This is a genomic window from Actinomycetota bacterium (genome assembly GCA_028698215.1).
In the GTDB taxonomy this organism is placed as follows: Bacteria; Actinomycetota; Humimicrobiia; order Humimicrobiales; family Humimicrobiaceae; genus Halolacustris.
Genome location: JAQVDY010000002.1, coordinates 1 through 19105 on the forward strand (window position 1 = coordinate 1; position 19105 = coordinate 19105).

Consider the following 19105-nt stretch of genomic DNA (forward strand, 5'->3'; position numbering starts at 1 on the left):
GGTAACCCGTTCAGCCCTGCAGAACGCAGCATCCATTGCTGCCCTGCTGCTTACCACCGAGGTAGTGGTAGCGGAAAAGCCAGAGCCTGAGAAGGCACCGGCCATGCCGGGCGGGGGCGGAATGCCGGGCGGAATGCCGGGCGGAATGCCAATGATGTAAACAGTAAAGAAAAAAGCTGGTCTTAACGGCCAGCTTTTTTTATGGCCTAATGCTTGGTTATAAATTGAATAAATCATTAACTTATAGTAATATTTTTTTAACTTATTATGGGGACAAGCAGGTGTGGCCATAGATTTCTTTTATAAAACCTTATTTGTAATATTAACCTATCTTTTTGGTTCATTTCCTACTGCTTATGTAATTTACAAATTAAAAAAAGGTGCGGACATCAGGACCGAAGGCAGCGGCAATGTAGGAGGGACCAATATAGCCAGGACCATGGGGGCAGGGGCAGGCATAACCACCATAATTCTGGATATGGTTAAAGGTTTTATACCTATGATGGCTGCTTATCTTATTTTTGGCAGTAATTTGCTGATGGCTTCCCTGGCTTCTGTGGCCGTTATATTGGGACATGACTTTCCTGTTTATCTCAAGTTTAAGGGAGGCAAGGGTATAGCTACCTCTTTTGGGGCTATTGTAGGAATGTGCGCTTTTCCTTTTACCAGCCAGCCGGTATATTTAAGGATTGGCCCCATTTTTACCATATTGCTGGCTGCGGCTATTTTTTTTGCTATATTCAGGATAGTTTCGGTTTGTTCCCTGGCAGCCACCGTGGCTACGCCGCTATCATTTTATTTTTTTAGGTTTCCCATATTCATAGTAATAACGGCCACCGTATGGGCTATTCTAGCCTTGATTGCCCACAGGGGTAATATTGGTAGGCTGATAAGAAAAGAAGAGAAAAAAATTAAAAGAAAAGGGGTTTAGATGGAAGTTGAAATAGGCAAAGGTAAAACAGGCAGAAGGTCTTACGGTTTTGATGAGGTAGCCATTGTGCCCAGCAGGAGAACCAGGGACCCTGAAGATGTGGATATTACTGCCAACCTGGGAGGATTTGACCTGCAAATACCCTGCCTGGCTTCGGCCATGGATGGGGTAGTGGATGTGGATATGGCTATAGAGATGGGAAAAATAGGGGGATTAGCCGTGCTTAACCTGGAGGGAATACAAACCAGGTATGAAGATGCTGATGCGCAGTTGCAGCGGATAGCTGCTTTTGCCCCCCAGGAAGCTACCAGTAAAATGCAGGAAATTTATAAAGAGCCTGTCCAGGAAGAATTAATCGTAAAAAGGATAAAACAGTTAAAGGCTGCAAATATAATAACCTGTGCCTCATTAACCCCTCAAAAAGTAGAAAGATACTACCAGGTAGCAGTAGATGCCGGCCTGGACATATTGGTAATACAAGGTACAGTAATAAGTGCAGAGCATGTGAGCCAGACCAAAAATCCCCTGGACTTAAAGGAGTTTATACCCAGATGCAAGATACCGGTTATTGTAGGGGGCTGTGCTTCCTATTCCAGTGCCCTTCATTTAATGAGGACCGGGGCAGTAGGGGTGCTGGTGGGAGTAGGGCCAGGTGCAGCCTGTACTACCAGGCAAGTGCTTGGCATTGGAGTTCCCCAGGCTACTGCTATTGCTGATGCTGCTGCTGCTAGAATGCGGCATCTGGAGGAAACAGGGAATTATGTGGCAGTTATTGCTGACGGGGGAATGAGGACCGGGGGCGATATAGCCAAAGCCATAGCCTGCGGAGCGGACCTGGTAATGATAGGCTCGCCTCTTTCCAGGGCTAAGGAAGCACCAGGCAGAGGCTATCACTGGGGTATGGCCACTTTTCATCCGGAGCTTCCCCGGGGAACCAGGATCAAGACTGATGTAGTGGGCAGCCTCCGCCAGATTTTGATAGGGCCTGCATTTGAAAATGACGGAACCCTTAATTTATTTGGGGCGTTGAGGACATCCATGGCTACCTGTGGCTATGAGAGTATTAAGGATTTTCAAAGGGCGGAAGTAATGGTGGCGCCATCCATAAAGACTGAAGGCAAAATGCATCAAAGGGAACAAAAAGTAGGAATGGGATTATAGGATTATGAAAAATAATACATTAAGCGGCATGGATTCGGTCCTGGTAGTAGATTTTGGCGGACAATACAGCCAACTCATAACCAGGAGGATAAGAGAGCTCAGGGTTTATTCAGAGCTTATAGCCTATGATACACCCTTAGAGAAAGTAGTGGCTAGGAAGCCCAAAGGCCTGATTTTTTCCGGCTCGCCCTATAGCTTAAGTTCTGGTAAGTTTCCCCAGGTCAGCCGGAAATATTTATCCCTGGGTATACCTATTTTGGGCATATGCTTCGGTATGCAGTTAATAACCTATCTGCTGGGGGGCAAGATTACGGCTGGGGGTAAAAACGAATATGGCAAGACAGAGATTAACCTGGATATAAGTTCTCCCCTTTTTGATGATTTAAAACCGGTAGAAACCTGCTGGATGAGCCACAAGGATAGCGTGGAAATATTGCCGGAAGGATTCAAAGTCATAGCCTCTACAGCTAATCTTCCTATTGCCGGAATAGGCAATGAACAGGATAGGATATTTGGAATACAATTCCACCCTGAAGTTATGCATACCCCCTCTGGAATGGATATATTGAATAATTTCCTGTTTAATATTTGTGATTGTAAACCCGACTGGACCATGGTGTCCATTATTGAGAAGAGGGTAGCCCAGATACAGGAAAAGGTGCAGGAGGGCAGGGTAATATGCGGACTTAGCGGTGGAGTGGATTCATCCGTAGCAGCTTTGCTGGTGCATAAAGCGGTAGGAGACAAGCTAACCTGTATCTTTGTAGATCACGGCTTGCTCAGGATGGGGGAGGCCAGCCAGGTGGAAAAAACTTTTAAAGAAAATTTCAAGGTGAACCTTATTTCTATTGATGCCCGGGACAGGTTCCTTAAAAAATTGAAAGGGGTAACCGAACCTGAGCAGAAAAGGAAGATAATAGGTAATGAATTTATCAGGATTTTTGAAGAGGAAGCTAAAAAAATAGATGAGGTTGATTACTTGGTACAGGGTACTTTGTATTCTGATGTGATTGAAAGCGGTACCAGGGATGCAGCCAAAATAAAAAGCCATCACAATGTGGGGGGATTACCTGCAGATATGCAGCTTAAGCTTATAGAGCCTTTAAGGTACCTTTTTAAAGATGAAGTCAGAAGGCTGGGAGTAGAGCTAGGCTTACCGGAAGACATAGTATGGCGGCAGCCTTTTCCCGGCCCGGGCCTGGCCATTAGGATTATAGGAGAGATTACCTCAGAAAGAATTTCCATTCTGCAAAAGGCAGACAACATTGTATTGGAAGAAATAAAAAGGGCGGATCTTTATGAGAAAATATGGCAGTCTTTTGCTATACTGCCCTGTATAAGAAGCGTGGGGGTAATGGGAGATGAGAGGACTTATGCCTATCCCATAGCCATCAGAGCTGTAAACAGTGATGATGCCATGACTGCCGATTGGGTAAGGTTGCCTTATGATATTCTGGAAAGAATTAGCAGCCGTATTATCAATGAGGTTGAAGGAGTTAACAGAGTAGTATATGATATAAGTTCCAAACCACCCAGTACCATAGAGTGGGAATAATGTTAATTTTTAAGGAGCTAAGAAATGGATGAATTTCATAAAAAATTAAATCAGTACCGGGAAAAAATAAATGAGATAGACCAAAATATTGTAGACAACCTCAACCAGCGGGCCCAGCTGGTGCTGGAAGTTAAAAGGCTTAAGGAAGCAGAAGGCGTGCCTTTATATGATGCAAAAAGGGAAGAAGAGTTAATAAACAATATAGTCAAATACAATAAGGGTCCATTATATAATGATAATATTGTACAAATTTTTGAATCAATATTAAGAAACGTACAGATTTTGGAAAAAGACGAGAATCTCTAATTGAGGTTGAAATATACTTCAGTTTGCCTATAATTATTAAAATTTCCTAATTTTTTTAATTTAATATCAGTTATGGAAGAAAACATAAAACTTATTAAGAAAAACTTTGTTACGGTTATTGCAGGGCCATGCGCAGTGGAAAGCTGGCAGCAGATTAATGCTATAGCCAAAGTGGTACATGATACAGGGCTTACTTTTATGAGGGGCGGTGCCTATAAGCCCCGGACTTCTCCCTATAGTTTTCAGGGCTTGGAGCTGAAGGGTTTGCAGTATTTACGAAAAGCAGCAGATGCGTTTGGATTAAAAGTAGTTACGGAAGTTACCGATGCGGCCAAGGTGGAAGATGTAGCTGAGTATGTGGATGTACTGCAAATAGGAACCAGAAACATGTCTAACTTTGCCCTGTTAAAAAAAGTAGGTAAAGTGGCAAATCAAAAAAATATGCCGGTCATCCTAAAAAGGGGTTGGGCTTCTACCATAAAGGAATGGCTGCTGGCAGTAGAATATATAACCCAGCAGGGTAACTGTGAAGTGGTTTTGTGCGAAAGGGGTATCAGGACTTTTGAAACAGATACCAGGTTTACCCTAGACCTTTCGGCTATACCGGTTATAAAAAAACTAAGCAAGTTACCTATCATTGTAGATCCCAGTCACGCAGTAGGGCAAAGCGATTTAGTGATACCCATGAGCAGGGCGGCAGTGGCAGTGGGTGCTGATGGACTGATAGTAGAATCCCACAATGATCCGGCTAAAGCCCTTTGCGACGGACAACAGGCCCTTACCCCCCGTGAGCTGAATGAAATGCTTCGCCAAGTAAAGAAAATAGCAGAGATATTCAATAAAAAGATAAGGTAGCTGAACAGAATTGGAGTTAGAAAAATACCTTAACCCCCAGCAGGTTCAAGCAGTTAAGAATACAGAAGGGCCTTTGCTGGTGATTGCCGGGGCTGGCAGCGGAAAGACCAGGGTCCTTACTTATAGGATTGCATATCTGGTAAAACACCTGAAAGTGGATCCATTTAATGTATTGGCCATAACCTTTACCAATAAGGCAGCCCGGGAAATGAAAAAAAGGGTAATTGGTTTAGTGGGCAGGATAGGCGAATCCATGTGGGTCAGCACTTTTCATTCTTTTTGTGCCAGGGTATTGCGTTCCGAAATATCCAAGCTGGGCATCTCTTCCAATTATGTGATATATGACCAGGATGACAGCATAAAGCTGGTAGCCAGGTGCATAAAAGATGCCAACCTGGATATAAAGAGTTTCTCGCCCAGGGCTATAGCTGCGGTTATCAGCGATGCCAAGAACCGTTTAATTGATTTCGAGACTTTTTCTGAACAGGCTGCAGATTATTTTGAAAAACAAGCAGCTAAAATTTATACTGCCTACCAGGATCAGCTGTATAAAGCCAATGCCCTGGATTTTGATGATCTTTTAATGTACATGGTGGATATATTAAAACTCTTTCCAGAGGTTAAGAAAAAATACCAGGAAAAATTTAAATACATACTGGTAGACGAGTTTCAAGATACCAACCAGGCCCAAAATGAGATAATAATGCTTCTCTCGGAAAGCCACCACCGGATTTGCGTGGTAGGAGACGATGACCAGAGTATTTATAGCTGGAGGGGAGCCGATATAAGGAATATTATTGATTTTGACCGTCAATTTTCCCATACCAAGGTAATTAAACTGGAACAAAACTACCGTTCCACTCAGAACATACTGGATGCGGCTTATCAACTTATCAAAAATAATGAGAGCCGGAAAGAGAAAAAGCTATGGACCCAGAATCCCAAGGGTGAGCTAATATCCAGTTATAGGGCTGAAGATGAAAAGAAGGAAGTAGCTTTTATACTGCAAAAGATTAACCAGTACCATGAATCAGGTAAAAACTACCGGGATTTTGCCGTCTTTTACCGCACTAATGCCCAGTCCAGGGCGGTGGAAGAACAGCTTATCAAACAGAATATCCCCTATAAGATTTTTGGCGGGGTAAGGTTTTATGACCGTAAAGAGATAAAGGATATGTTGGCTTATTTCAAGCTTATAGCCAATCCTTCCGATGTTATCAGCTTGACCAGGATAGTAAATGTCCCTTCACGTAAAATTGGTAAGAAAACCCTGGATACCATAGAAAAATATTCCCAAAGAAACCGTATTACCTTTTGTGAAGCTTTTTACCGCAGTGACGAAGTAGGTGAGCTGTCTGAAGGGGTAAAGAAAAGGATCTCCGACTTTATATCATTTATGGCTGGCTTAAGGGAATTTATCCAGGAGGGGAGCCTGGGAAGCTTACTGGAAAAAATATGGACAGATACCGGGTATATGAAAGAATTAAAATCAGAGCAGACCATAGATGCTATGAACCGCATAGAAAATCTAAGGGAGCTGCTTACGGTAACCCTGGAATTTGAAGCCAGGGCTACTCAGGAAGGCTTTAGCAAGCTGGTATCTTTCCTGGAAGAGATTTCCCTGCTAACTGATATTGACAATTATGACCAGGATTCTGATGCCATGGTGCTTATGACCCTGCATAATGCCAAAGGCCTGGAGTTTCCGGTGGTATTTATTATTGGGATGGAAGAAGGTATTTTCCCTCACTCCAGGAGTATGGCCAGCCTGGATCAGCTGGAGGAGGAAAGAAGGCTTTGCTATGTGGGAATGACCAGGGCCCAGGAGAAGCTGTTTTTAACTTCCGCTAAAAGCCACAGCATTTACGGAGATACCAGGTTTAGTACCATTTCCAGGTTTTTAAAGGAAATACCCCCGCAATTGCTGGAAGATGAAAGCCCTAAAAAAATTCCGTTACCCGGTCTGGCTTCCAGGGAAATCCCGGAAATAGGAGCAGGAGAAATGGTAGAGCATAAACTATGGGGAAAAGGCCGGGTATTAAAGGTTAAAGAGCTGCCCCAGGATATAGAACTGGATATTGAGTTCGATAGCGTGGGACTAAAGCACTTGCTGGGAAGCTATGCCCCTATAAAGAAGGTTCACGGTTAAGGAATTAGCTCAAGGTTAAGATAGGAATTTGAGCAGTTCCGATACCTCTTTTTCTGTTCCCGTAGTGAGAGTAGTTACCATAACTGCATTACCGTGTTTCCTGGCTGCCTGGTATGCTTTAAAGATAGACTGGTAAAGCTGGTCTTCATCTTGTGACCAGGCAACTGTGCTTAAAGGATTAATCTTATATTTTACCATTTGTCTACCCAGGCTGGCCCAAAAGGCATCTAATGCTTCATCTATATTTTGCTGCCTTACCGGGTAAAGGCTTATTTGTACGGCTATCATAAGCTTGCTCCTTATAGTAGTTTTAATATTTCTTCCTTTACTTGGTTGAATTCTGGAGAGGTAAGTATGTTGATGTCCCGGGGCCTGGCAATATTTATATCGAATACCTTATTTACTAATGCAGGCCTTTGGCTGAGCAAATATATCCTATCGGAAAGGAACAGGGCTTCATCTATATCATGGGTTATAAACAGTATGGATGCATCCAGCTTGTCAAAAAGCCTTAAGAGCCAGGCCTGCATCTTCCTACGTGTTATGGCATCCAAGCTGGCAAAGGGCTCATCTAAGAGCATGATATCCTGGGCAAAAAGATAGGTTCTTAGTAAAGCAGCCCTCTGCCTCATACCTCCTGAGAGCTGGGAAGGGTAATTTTGCTCAAAACCTTGTAGCCCGAACTCAGGAATATATCCGGCTGCTTTCCGGTGTGCACTTTTTTTGGTTTCACCCTTTATATAAAGGGGCAGGCATACATTATCCAATATATTGTTCCAGGGGAGGAGCAGGTCCTTCTGGTGCATGTAGCTTACCCTTCCGGTCTTGCCGTTATATAACTCGCTGTCAATTATTACTTTCCCCTGGTCTGGTTTCTCCAGGCCAGAAATAATATTAAACAGGGTGCTTTTTCCGCATCCGCTGGGTCCCAATATTGACACAAATTGGCGCCGGTACAATTCCAGGTTTATATTTTCCAGGGTGTTTAGCCCTGGATAGCTTTTTTTTATGTCTATTACTTCCAGTATCTTGTCATTTTTATTGATCATTATGGCTCCGGTAAAAATTCATTGGTGTAAGCTTGGTTAAAATCGAGGGGTTTACTGATAAGACCCTTTTCATACATCCAGCTGCTGAATCCTTCCCAAATTTCTTCTTTCATATAGCCCCATCCTTGGCTATGACTTATGTAATGAGTGGAAAGGTATTGCTGGCTGGCTATTATCATATCACTATCCAGCTCCGGGTTTTCCTTTAACAGAATCCGGGCTGCATCATCAGGCTGCTCAATACAGAACTGGTAGCCTTCCTGGGTAGCTTGAAGAAAATTTTCTACCAGCTGGGGATTTTCTTCTATGGTATTTTTGGAGGCGATAATTACCGGTGTATAGAAATTCAGCTGGGGATCCAAATCCTGAAGCAGCATAAAATCTAATGGAAAACCCATAAGCTCTGCCCTTATTCCGTCCCATCCATAATATATCCAGGCAAAATCTATATCTCTCTGCACGCTGGCAAAAAAATCGGCAGCACCAATATTAACCATTTCCAGCTGGGAATAGTCTGCTCCGTATTTATCCATCAAGCCTTTGAGCATGGCTTCTTCCATAGGGGAACCCCAGCCGCCGTACCTTTTGCCTTCAAAATCCGCAGGGGTATCTATATTCCTTTCGGCAGGGGAAGCAAAACCTGAGGTATTTTGCTGGATTATAGCCGCTACCGCCACTATGGGTAATGGCTGGTCTGCAGTTCGGGCATAAGTCACCTGTTCTTGATAGCTTATGCCAAAATCCCCTTTATTGGCTGCGATAAGCTCTGCACTGCCGCCCTCTGCAGGCTGTATTATTTCAACTTCCAGCCCCATATCTTTATAGAAACCCTTATCCCTGGCCACATATAGGCCGGTGTGGTTGGTATTGGGCACCCAGTCCAGTATTACCGTAATATTATTTAACTGCGCAGCGGAAGAAGCAGCGCAGGAAATAGATATAAAGGTTAAAAATAATATTGAAGCTATTAAAAAAATAAGTAATTTTTTTATTCTATTCATGACAGTCCTTTCACCGATTAACTTTCACTTAATATATTCCAAATCTTTTTGGCTAGACCAGGGCATAGTCTTTTTTTCCACCAATTCTATAAGTTTTAACAGCAGTATGCTAAGAACAGTTATAACCAGTATGGCTGCAAACACCCTGTCGGTAGCAAAAGATTGCTTGGCCCTTATCATATACACACCAAGTCCTGCCTTGCCTCCCACCCATTCTCCAATAGTAGCCCCCATAATACTGTAGGTAGCTGCAATCTTCAGTCCCGAGAAAAACCCTGACATAGAGCCGGGCAGTTTTACATACCTGTATATCTGGCGCCGGCTAGAACCCATGGACCTTAACAGGTCTACAAGATCCTGGTCCACTGCTGCCAGGGATTGGATCAGGCTTATGGTTATGGGAAAAAAACATATAAGTACAACTATGATAAGCTTGGGGGTATAGCCATAACCAAACCAGATTATAAATAGGGGAGCCACCACTATCAGGGGTATGGTCTGGGAAATTATTAGCAGGGGGTAGACAGTTTTACTGAAACCCTGCAGGGCATCCATCAGTATTGAGATTAAAAATGAGAGGACTATAGCTATAATAAAGCCAGTAAAGGCTTCATAAAGGGTGACCACTATATCGAATTGCATATCCCTGAAGCCTAAAATTAAGCTTGCTGCAATACTGCTGGGGGAAGGCAGAATATAAGCAGGAAAGGCATTTAGCCTGGCCAGCAGTTCCCATATAGCAATTATGGCCAAAATCAAAAGTACCGGATAATATCTGCTGATTTTGTTTCTAGCCAGCTTCCTTTCCATATTACTGCAGCTCCTTTACTATGAGCAGCTTGCCTTCCCCTATTTCTATCTGGGCACAAGGTCCGGTAAATTCATTGCTTACTCCTCTTACCGGAGAAAACAGAAGCCTTTCATTTTTCAGCCGATATTTTAGCCCTTTGGTGTGGTTAACCACCGTATAGGGGGTTAACGAAAACAGGCTAATCTCCATACCCCTGTTTCCCTCTAGGGTAGCTTTTTTAAAAACAGTAAATATTTCCTGTTTCTCGGTTATTATCCTTATGTCTATTTCCTGCAGCAAGGGATCAGCCAATAACATTATATTGGCCAGGCTGTGGTCAATTCTTCCTCCTGTAGCCCCCAATATTATGGTTTGTCCTGCTCCTGCCCTTACTGCTTCCTTTACCGCCAGGTAAGTGTCGGTATAATCTTTATGGGCAGGTTGTTGAATAAACTTTACCCCCTTTTTTTGCAGGCTGATTTTGGTCTGCAAGTTAATGCTGTCCATATCTCCAATAACTAAATGGGGAGTTAACCCCAGCCTTAAGGTATGGTCCGCGCCCCCGTCAGCACTAATGACCAGGTCAGGTTCGCTGAACCCCAATTTAAATATGTTTTGCCTTATCTGTTCCAAATCTCCTATATGGCCATTGGCCACAATAATGTTTTTTTGCTTATTATCCATAGTTTCCTTTCAAAAAAAAAGCCAACCTGACATAGGTTGGCATACTAATATTAGCTACACTTCCCTACGCTAGCATTATCTAGGTCAGGTGGTTGGGGTCGGCATAAACATGCCCTCTCAGCCTTCTGGCTCCCCCAGCGCTTGAATATTCAATTTTCAAAGAATTTTCATTATAATAATAACAGTTTTACTGATTATAGATTACCACCAACCGGTAAAAAGTCAAATGGGGTGATTAAAAGTTTATGAAGTTGACCGAAAGAAAAAAAGAAATTATAAAGCAGGTGGTGCTTAGGTTTATAAGGGATGCAGAACCAGTATCTTCCAAAAGTGTGGCTTCCAGCCCGGAACTAAATTTAAGTACGGCTACCATAAGAAGGGAGATGTCCGAACTGGAAGAAATGGGGTATTTGACTCATCCCCATACCTCTGCAGGCAGGGTGCCAACCGATGAAGGATACCGCTATTATGTGGATAATTTTTTACAGACAGGTTCCGCTGAGCTGGTCCCGGACAGCAGCCTGGCCAATCTGGACCTGGGTTTGAGCCGGGATATGGAGCTGGATACCATATTGAAGAAATCTTCAGAGAACCTGGCCCGGATAACCAGCTATTTATCCATGGTAGTAGCTCCGGCTATTAGCCAGAGCAAGCTAAGGCATATAGAGCTGCTGAAGCTGGAAGGCAATAATTATTTAATGGTGCTTATTACGGATAATGGCCATGTTTACAAAAGAAACTTTAGTGGGGAGGGTTCTTATTCCAACCTGGACCTGCAGGCATTGGTTAACTCTCTCAACTTGCAGTTTAAGGATAAGTATATTTCGGAGATTTATTCTACGGGCTTGAAGCTGCCGGAAAGTGAATCCCACCTGGTGCTGCTGGCTAAAAGGGTTATGGACCTAATCCGTGATTACGCTAGTGAAGGCATACAGTATAACCGGATTTTTGTACACGGAACTTCAGATGTGCTTAATCAGCCGGAATTTATAGATTTGGCTAAAATCAGGAAAGTATTGAGGGTAATAGAAAATGAATATATGCTGATGCAGGTTTTACTGGATACGTCTAAAGAGAATGAATTTATCATAAAGATCGGATCCGAGGTATTTGACCAGGAGACTGATGAGCTAAGCCTGGTAGCATCTAAATACAAAATCCATAACCAGCCTTCGGGAGCTATAGGTATTCTGGGCCCCAAGAGAATGGATTACTGTAAGGTCATAAATGTAATTAACCTGTTTAAGGTTAATTTAAATGAAATCTTTGCTTCCAGGACCTGATTGGAAAAATATATCCAAATAAGTTATTATTTCTAACTTTGAGTATATTAATGTTGAGGTGAGGTAAGAATTGGCGCAAAAAAGGGACTATTATGAAGTACTGGGTGTTTCCAGGCAGTGCAGCAAAGAAGAATTAAAGAAAGCCTACCGGAAACTGGCCCACAAATACCATCCGGACGTAAATAACGGTGATGGGGATGCTGAAGAAAAATTCAAGGAGATATCAGAAGCTTATGCGGTGTTAAGCAATGATGATAAAAGAATGCAGTATGACCAGTTTGGTTTTAGCCGCAATTTATTTAATGAAGCAGATTTCAGCAGTGTTTTTGAAGAGTTTAATTTTGGGGATATTTTTAATGCGTTCTTCGGATCCGGCTTTGGTGGAGGGTTTTCCTCCCAGAGAAGGTCCAGAAGCCGGGGATCTGATGTAGAAGCTGGAATTAAATTAAGTTTTAAAGAAGCTGCTTTTGGGGCTAAAAAGGAAGTTGAATTTTTTGTAGATGACATTTGCCAGGATTGTGGAGGCAAGGGCAGCCAAAGTGAAGAAGGTATAAAAACCTGCTCCCAGTGCAGGGGCACAGGGCAGGTAAGAATCCAGAGGCAGACTTTTTTAGGCAGCATAGTTACTTCTTCCACTTGCAGAAACTGTGAAGGAAGCGGTAAGGTAATAACCGATCCCTGTCCTAAATGCCAGGGAAGCGGCTATTATCAGCAAAAAAAGAAATTAAAGGTAGATATTCCTGCTGGTATCCATAACGGGGACAGGCTCAGGGTAGCGGGTAGAGGTAATTCTGCTGGCATAAGCGGACTAAATGGTGATTTGTACGTCTCGGTGGAAATAGAACCCCATCCATCATTAAAAAGGGAAGGGGATAATGTTATATCGGAGGTGGAAATATCTTTTGCCCAGGCAGCTCTGGGTTGTAAGGTAGTGGTTGAAACCCTGGATGGCGAAGAGGAAATAAATATTAAGCCGGGGACCCAGCCTGAAACCAAAAAGATACTTAAAGCCCAAGGTTTTGTGCCCCTTAACGGGTACAGGAGGGCTGACCATATTGTTACCATAAAGGTCAGCATACCCACCCGCCTTTCGGGGCAGGAAGCAGAGTTATTGGCTAAATATGCAGAAGGCAGGGGAGAAGAGGTAGGAGACAGTAGTGACTTTTTCTCCAATCTAAAAAAAGCATTTAAAAGGTAAACGGCATTTAAATGAGTTATCCCTATTTTTTCATAGATCCCCAGCACATAAACAAGGACCAGGCTCTGCTGAAAGGGGATGATTTTTTTCACCTGAAAAAAGTACTGAGGGCCAGCCCTCAGGACAAGGTTATGTTTTCGGATGACAGTGGCTGCCGCTACCAGGCAAAAGTTGCTGCGGTAGAAGAAAAGCAGATTGTCCTATCCATAGATTCCCGTAAGGCTGTAGGTAAAAGGTTCCCTTTAATAGTGCTCTACCAATGTATACTTAAGAAAAATGCTATGGAGCTACTGCTGCAGAAAGCATGTGAGATAGGGGCTGATATCATAGTGCCGGTATATAGCCAAAGGGTAGTAGCAGGTATAGGCAAGGTTAAAACTGAAAGATGGCAGAAAATTGCCCGCCAGGCCAGCATGCAGAGCAAAAGGGATTATATGACTGAAGTAAGGCCCCCTTTAACTATTGATAAGATAAACCCTAAAGACCACGGCTTGTTCCTATTGCCCTATGAAGAATCTGATTTAAGGTTTACGCTGGAAAAAGGGTTAGGACTGGAAAGTTTAGGTTTATTGGTAGGGCCTGAAGGAGGGTTTGAAGCCAGGGAAGTGGAAATGCTTAAGCAAAAAGGCGCATCGGTAATAAGTTTTGGAAAAAATATTCTAAGGGCCGAGACAGCAGCTTGGTACTTGCTTTCGGTTATAGATTACACTTTAAAGGATAATGCATAGTTATTATATACATACACTGGGCTGTAAGGTTAACCAGGCCGAATCTGATTTGATAATGGCCATGCTGGCTGAAGCTGGCTACCATAGGGTAGAGCTAAATGAATCACCACAATGGTGTATCCTAAATACCTGTACTGTAACTGCGCACAGTGATAAGAAAGTCAGGCAGGCCATAAGAAAGATAAAAAAAACCAATCCAGGGTCCAAGCTAGCTGTTATAGGCTGTTACCCTGTACTAAACCGGGAGAAGGCTATAGGCATGGGTGCAGATTTTACAGCGGGAAACCAGGACAAATTGAAAGCGGTTAATTTTATAGTCCAGAATACAAAAAACATCCATGCCCACCCGGTTCATGAACCTCCCATACACAGCCGGCCTTTAATCAAAGTACAGGATGGGTGCCGGCAATTTTGTAGTTATTGTATAGTACCTATAGTTAGGGGGCCTTACTACAGCAGGCCTTCTGCGGAGATAATTGACCATATCAATAAAGTAGCCGGCCAGGGGTTTGAAGAGGTAGTGCTTACCGGGATCCATATCGGAAAGTACGGGGTGGATTTAACAGGTGGATACGGATTGGGCAGCTTATTGGAGGATATATTATCTCATACTGGCATAAAAAGAGTGAGAATAAGCTCCATGGAAATTGGAGAAGTTAGCCCCGACTTAATTGAACTTATGGCAGGTATTGGTAACCGGATATGCAGGCATTTACACCTTCCCCTTCAAAGCGGAAGCAATAAGGTTTTGCGCTTAATGAACCGGCCCTATAGCTGTGAATATTTTTTAGAAAAGTTAACCTTTATCCAGGAAAAAATACCCAATATAGCGGTAACTACAGATATAATGGTAGGTTTTCCGGGAGAAGATGATTTAGATTTTGAGCATACCATGGCTGCTGTACGGCAGGCCGGCTTTGCTAAACTGCATGTCTTTAAATATTCTAAGAGGGCTAACACCAAAGCCAGTTTTCTAAAGCAGCAAGTGGATGAAGGGACCAAGAAGTACCGTAGCCAGCTGGCTTCAGGGCTGGGCCGAAAATTAAGGGCCCAATATATTGAAAAACAGCTGGGGCAAACCCTGGAAGTGGTGTTAGAAAAATGCTTTCCCCATTATGTATGTGGAATGTCCGAGAACTATATTCAGGTATTTTTTGAGTTAAAAAGAGAAGCTTTTAAAGGTAAAATCTATAGGGTAACAGGGGAAAAGATGCATAGAAACGGCATATGGGGTACAATAGATAGCAATCTTGGTTTGTAGTTAACTTGTAATTAACCAGCAATAGTGTATAATTTTTCATTTGATAAAAATTGGTTTGGCAGGAGGGCAATAATGGATTGTCTTTTTTGCAGAATAGCAAATAAAGAAATAGATAGTGAAATAGTTTTAGAGACAGAAAATGTAATGGTGTTTAAAGATATAAATCCTCAGGCGCCTGTGCACCTGTTGGCAATACCTAAGCAGCATGTGGATTCTATTATGGAAGCGGGGAACCTTCCCCTGGAGGTATTGGGGGAAATAATGGAGGTCATAGCCAAGGTTGCCAAAGACTATAACCTGGAAAAAGACGGATTCAGGGTGGTTACCAATACAGGCAGGGGAGCAGGTCAAAGTGTAGACCATTTGCATTTTCACATCTTGGGCAAAAGACAATTTAGCTGGCCTCCTGGTTAAAAAATGGTGCTATAACAGGTAGCATATAATAAAGGGGAGGGATTTTTTTGTCTCCAATTACACAAAAAATTCATCTTGATTTTAATAAAAATCATTCCATAGCAGAGCTGCTGGGCCACAAAGATCAAGTTATAAGGCAGATTGAAGAAGAATACAATGTGGATATTTTTGTTCTGGGAAATGTAGTTGAAGTATCCGGAAAAAAGAATAATGTGGAAAAAGTAGCCAGGCTTCTACAGGACTTGGTGCTACAAATAAACCTGGGCCAAAGCATAAACCAGCACAAATTGGATGGTCCAATAGAGCTGGCTGAAAACAAACAGGGTTTAAAATCAGCTGATATTTTTGCCAGCCAAATAGTTATAAATGGCGGCAAAAAGATAAAACCCAGGACCCAGGGGCAGCTGCGTTATGTGCAATCCATAAAAAATAATACCATAGTATTTGGAATAGGCCCTGCCGGAACCGGTAAAACTTATCTGGCCCTGGCTATGGCTGTAAATGCATTATGCCAGAATGAAATAGGTAGAATAATTTTAGTTAAGCCGGTAGTGGAAGCAGGAGAAAAATTAGGGTATCTTCCCGGAGATATATATGACAAGGTTAGTCCCTACCTTAAGCCTTTGTATGATGCCTTATACGAGATGCTGGATGTAGAAATATTCCAGCAGTATATGGATATGGGCATTATCGAAGTAGTCCCCCTAGCCTATATGAGGGGCAGGACCTTAAATGATTCCTTTATAATACTGGATGAAGCCCAGAATGCTTCTCCAGAGCAGATGAAGATGTTTCTAACCAGGCTGGGCTTTGGCTCTAAAGTAGTTATAACCGGAGATATAACCCAAATAGACCTTCCCCGGGAAAAAGAATCAGGCCTGGTGCTGGTTAAAGATATTTTAAAAGAAATTGAAGGTATAGAGTTTGTATATCTTACCTCCAAGGATGTTATCAGGCATAAGCTGGTACAAAAAATAGTAGATGCCTATAAATCCTATGAAGATAGTAAAGAAACAGAACAAAAGATAGATAAAATAGATGATAGCCAAGAACAATAAATTAAAAACCCGGACCCAGGAAATCATAAAAGCTGAAAATGGCGATGGCCCCAAGACGAGATGGTTCTTGAGTCCTTGGGCTAAAAAAGTATATATTTTTGTGCTGTCTTTGGCAGCTATTGTAGCTATGCTATCCTATAATTTTACTCCGAATATAGAAATTGAGCTGGGGAGACCCGCCCCCCGTACCATTAAGGCTACCAAAAATTTGGAATTTGAAGATGAGGCTCAAACAGAAGAAAACCGGATGCGTAATGAAGCAGCTGCCGAAGATGTATATGTCTATGATGCCAATGCCTTAAACGGAGAGCAAGGTACACTGTATCAAATAAAATATTTCTTCAATCTGACCGGTATTGTTCAGAAGGATGATACTAAAATTTTTGAAGAAAAAGTAGATTACCTTACTAACCTTTTAGGCAATTCCTATACTGAATCAGTCATAACTGCTGCCTTGAATTTAAGCGTGGAGGATCGGGAGCTGCTGAGTGAAAAAGCTCAGGAGATAGCAAGAGAGGTTATGGGCCAGGCTATCAAACCAAATCAGATCGATGCCGCTAAACAGCAGGTTGCTGATTTGGTAAGGGAGGATGAACAGATAGCCAATAGCTATCAAACCTTGATTATCAGTGTACTTCAACAGAATCTACAGCCGACAGCTGTGTTTGATCCGGAAGCCACTCAGGCTGCCAAAGAAGATGCCAGGTTAAATACCCCTCCTACCATGATCAGTATCCTGGAAGGCCAGACCATTGTATATGAAGGCGAAATAGTAAATAATGACGATATTGAGATTTTGCAGAGGCTGGGCTTGCTGGAAAGGGAATTTAACTGGAGCCGTTTTTTTTATACTATGTTTATCACCTTTACTGTATTGTTTTTGTTCGGGTTTTACATACGGCATTTTAATAAAAATGTATACCATAATACTAAAAAGCTGGTATTGCTGGCTCTCATACTTATAATATTTACCGGCATTATTAAGGTATTGACCGTGTTGGCTTCCATTCACCTGCCTCTGTGGAATTACCTGTTTCCTGTGATTGCTGCTTCCATGCTATGTACTATAATTTTTGATTCCAGAATGGCCATAATACTGACTATTTCTATGGGGGTCTTTTTAGGTATTGCTACAGATTTTGATTTTAACCTAGCCATAGCCTATATCATGGGTGCTATTTTTTCAACATATCTGGTATCCAATATATCCCAGCGTTCCACTGTAATGCGGGCCGGCTTTATTAGTTCGCTGGTATTGGGATTTCTGTTTCTGGCCATAAACCTAATCGGAGGGGAAGTACAAAGCATAGCCCTTTATACTATGCTGGGGATCCTTAATGGTATAATATGTGCCATATTGGCCATAGGGCTGCTCCCGTTTATAGAGTCTACTTTCAATATAGTTACCGCTATGGGATTGCTGGAGCTGTCACATACCGATCAGCCCCTGTTAAAAGAACTGCTGATAACTGCTCCCGGTACCTATAACCACAGCCTGCTGGTAGGGCACCTGGCTGAAAATGCAGCTAAAGCCATAGGGGCAGATGCTCTTTTGGTAAAAGTGGCAGCCCTTTACCACGATTTAGGAAAAATGAAGAGGCCGGAATACTTCTATGAAAACCAGGCAGACATTGAAAACGTGCACGACAGGCTGAATCCTTCCATGAGCAGAAATATAATTGCCAATCATATTAAGGATGGGATTGAAGTAGCCATTAAAAATAAGATTCCTAAAAAAGTAATCCAGATAATATCCCAGCATCATGGAAATTCTTTAATTACCTATTTTTATGAAAAACAGAAAGGTATGGAGTCTTTTAGGTATACCAATGGCGAGTCCAGCAGCCTTAAAGGGCATTTCAGGTATCCTTCCAAAAAGCCTCAGAGTAAAGAAGCAGCAATACTGATGCTGGCCGATTCTACAGAAGCAGCAGTAAGGTCAATTGATAAGATGACTCCTAAAAAGATTGAGCAGATGGTTAGCGATATAGTGGAGGATAAGATAGCCGATGGCCAGTTGTCTGAGGCTAATATAACTTTAAGGGAAATAGAAATTGTAAAAAACAGCCTTATAGACGGTTTAATATCCATTCACCATTCCCGTATCACCTACCCTGAGCCTGCCAAGGAAGTGACGGAAGTTAGAAAATGAAAGTAAATTTAATAAACAGGCAGGACGAGATAAAGCTGAATCTCGGTTTGATAAAGAAAGTGGCTTCTTTTGTCTCCTGCCATTTTGATAAGGATAAAAAATATGAGGTAAACCTCATATTGGTTTCCAAAGAAGAGATCAGGCAAATAAATAACCAATATCGGCAGAAGGATGCTGCTACGGATGTGATTTCCTTTTCATACCTATTTGAAAAAGACCGGGAAGATATAAAGCAGGAGATTGAGCAGGAAAAAGAAATGCATGGCTTCTATACCATGGGAGAAATAATTATCTGTCCTTTAGTGGCTCAGGATAATGCTTCCAGCCAAAGAGGTAATTGGAATCTTAATTTAGAAATATGCCTGTTAATAGTGCATGGTTTTCTGCATATCTATGGTTACGATCATGAAAATCAAAAAGATAAAACGGTAATGTTTGATTTGCAGGAAGCTATACTGCAAGACACAGCCAAAGCTTTGAATCTATAACGGTTTTTTATGTCCATAGAAAAGGTTTGACAAATATTGTAA

At 42.3% G+C, this 19105-nt stretch carries 19 protein-coding genes and 1 riboswitch; of the genes, 14 read left to right on the plus strand and 5 right to left on the minus strand.

Annotation, left to right across the window (positions count from 1 at the left end; genetic code table 11):
- The first annotated feature begins 283 nt into the window (after window positions 1-283).
- From plsY to PHN32_00920, 6 genes are all read left to right on the plus strand, one after another.
- A complete protein-coding gene (plsY, locus tag PHN32_00895) occupies window positions 284-931 on the plus strand; it encodes a glycerol-3-phosphate 1-O-acyltransferase PlsY (protein ID MDD3776152.1) in 648 nt (215 codons plus the stop codon).
- Window positions 932-2092, plus strand: coding sequence for a GuaB3 family IMP dehydrogenase-related protein (locus PHN32_00900; GenBank protein ID MDD3776153.1), 1161 nt, complete (start codon window positions 932-934; stop codon window positions 2090-2092). It begins immediately after the preceding gene.
- Between the two features lie 4 nt (window positions 2093-2096).
- Complete coding sequence (gene guaA, locus PHN32_00905) at window positions 2097-3647, plus strand: glutamine-hydrolyzing GMP synthase (GenBank protein ID MDD3776154.1); 1551 nt, start codon at window positions 2097-2099, stop codon at window positions 3645-3647.
- Between the two features lie 24 nt (window positions 3648-3671).
- Window positions 3672-3953: a chorismate mutase gene (locus PHN32_00910; GenBank protein ID MDD3776155.1), complete on the plus strand. Its 282-nt coding sequence runs from the start codon at window positions 3672-3674 to the stop codon at window positions 3951-3953.
- A gap of 72 nt (window positions 3954-4025) precedes the next feature.
- Entirely contained in the window at window positions 4026-4808 is a 783-nt protein-coding gene (gene aroF, locus PHN32_00915; GenBank protein ID MDD3776156.1) for a 3-deoxy-7-phosphoheptulonate synthase, read from the plus strand.
- 10 nt (window positions 4809-4818) lie between these two features.
- Complete coding sequence (locus tag PHN32_00920; GenBank protein MDD3776157.1) at window positions 4819-6957, plus strand: UvrD-helicase domain-containing protein; 2139 nt, start codon at window positions 4819-4821, stop codon at window positions 6955-6957.
- A 15-nt stretch (window positions 6958-6972) separates the two neighbouring features.
- Here the strand turns inward: PHN32_00920 and PHN32_00925 are convergent, their stop codons facing one another.
- From PHN32_00925 to PHN32_00945, 5 genes are read right to left on the minus strand one after another with little or no spacing between them, the layout of a single operon-like run.
- A complete protein-coding gene (locus tag PHN32_00925) occupies window positions 6973-7245 on the minus strand; it encodes a hypothetical protein (protein ID MDD3776158.1) in 273 nt (90 codons plus the stop codon).
- A gap of 11 nt (window positions 7246-7256) precedes the next feature.
- Window positions 7257-8006, minus strand: a complete 750-nt coding sequence (locus tag PHN32_00930) for an ABC transporter ATP-binding protein (protein ID MDD3776159.1) — start codon at window positions 8004-8006, stop codon at window positions 7257-7259.
- The gene (locus PHN32_00935) at window positions 8006-9007 is read right to left on the minus strand and encodes an ABC transporter substrate-binding protein (GenBank protein MDD3776160.1); all 1002 of its coding nucleotides are present in this window, start codon (window positions 9005-9007) and stop codon (window positions 8006-8008) included. Before PHN32_00935 ends, PHN32_00930 begins: the two co-directional genes overlap by 1 nt.
- A 24-nt stretch (window positions 9008-9031) precedes the next feature.
- A complete protein-coding gene (locus PHN32_00940) occupies window positions 9032-9817 on the minus strand; it encodes an ABC transporter permease (GenBank protein ID MDD3776161.1) in 786 nt (261 codons plus the stop codon).
- A gap of 1 nt (window position 9818) precedes the next feature.
- Window positions 9819-10481 (minus strand): thiamine diphosphokinase, encoded by a 663-nt coding sequence (locus PHN32_00945; GenBank protein ID MDD3776162.1) that lies wholly within the window; start codon window positions 10479-10481, stop codon window positions 9819-9821.
- A 44-nt stretch (window positions 10482-10525) separates the two neighbouring features.
- Window positions 10526-10627, minus strand: a riboswitch (TPP riboswitch).
- A gap of 99 nt (window positions 10628-10726) precedes the next feature.
- On the opposite strand from PHN32_00945, the gene hrcA reads away from it, so the two are divergent.
- From hrcA to ybeY, 8 genes are all read left to right on the plus strand, one after another.
- Window positions 10727-11764 carry a heat-inducible transcriptional repressor HrcA gene (hrcA, locus tag PHN32_00950; GenBank protein ID MDD3776163.1) on the plus strand — a complete coding sequence of 346 codons (1038 nt, stop codon included), beginning with the start codon at window positions 10727-10729 and terminating at the stop codon, window positions 11762-11764.
- 70 nt (window positions 11765-11834) lie between these two features.
- Complete coding sequence (gene dnaJ / locus PHN32_00955; GenBank protein ID MDD3776164.1) at window positions 11835-12962, plus strand: molecular chaperone DnaJ; 1128 nt, start codon at window positions 11835-11837, stop codon at window positions 12960-12962.
- 11 nt (window positions 12963-12973) lie between these two features.
- The gene (locus PHN32_00960) at window positions 12974-13690 is read left to right on the plus strand and encodes a 16S rRNA (uracil(1498)-N(3))-methyltransferase (GenBank protein MDD3776165.1); all 717 of its coding nucleotides are present in this window, start codon (window positions 12974-12976) and stop codon (window positions 13688-13690) included.
- Complete coding sequence (gene mtaB / locus PHN32_00965) at window positions 13683-14951, plus strand: tRNA (N(6)-L-threonylcarbamoyladenosine(37)-C(2))-methylthiotransferase MtaB (GenBank protein MDD3776166.1); 1269 nt, start codon at window positions 13683-13685, stop codon at window positions 14949-14951. Before PHN32_00960 ends, mtaB begins: the two co-directional genes overlap by 8 nt.
- A 72-nt stretch (window positions 14952-15023) precedes the next feature.
- Entirely contained in the window at window positions 15024-15365 is a 342-nt protein-coding gene (locus PHN32_00970) for a histidine triad nucleotide-binding protein (protein ID MDD3776167.1), read from the plus strand.
- Window positions 15366-15421: 56 nt separating this feature from the next.
- Window positions 15422-16423, plus strand: coding sequence for a PhoH family protein (locus PHN32_00975; GenBank protein MDD3776168.1), 1002 nt, complete (start codon window positions 15422-15424; stop codon window positions 16421-16423).
- Entirely contained in the window at window positions 16404-18575 is a 2172-nt protein-coding gene (locus tag PHN32_00980; protein MDD3776169.1) for an HDIG domain-containing protein, read from the plus strand. Before PHN32_00975 ends, PHN32_00980 begins: the two co-directional genes overlap by 20 nt.
- Window positions 18572-19063 (plus strand): rRNA maturation RNase YbeY, encoded by a 492-nt coding sequence (gene ybeY, locus PHN32_00985; protein ID MDD3776170.1) that lies wholly within the window; start codon window positions 18572-18574, stop codon window positions 19061-19063. Before PHN32_00980 ends, ybeY begins: the two co-directional genes overlap by 4 nt.
- Window positions 19064-19105 lie beyond the last annotated feature (42 nt).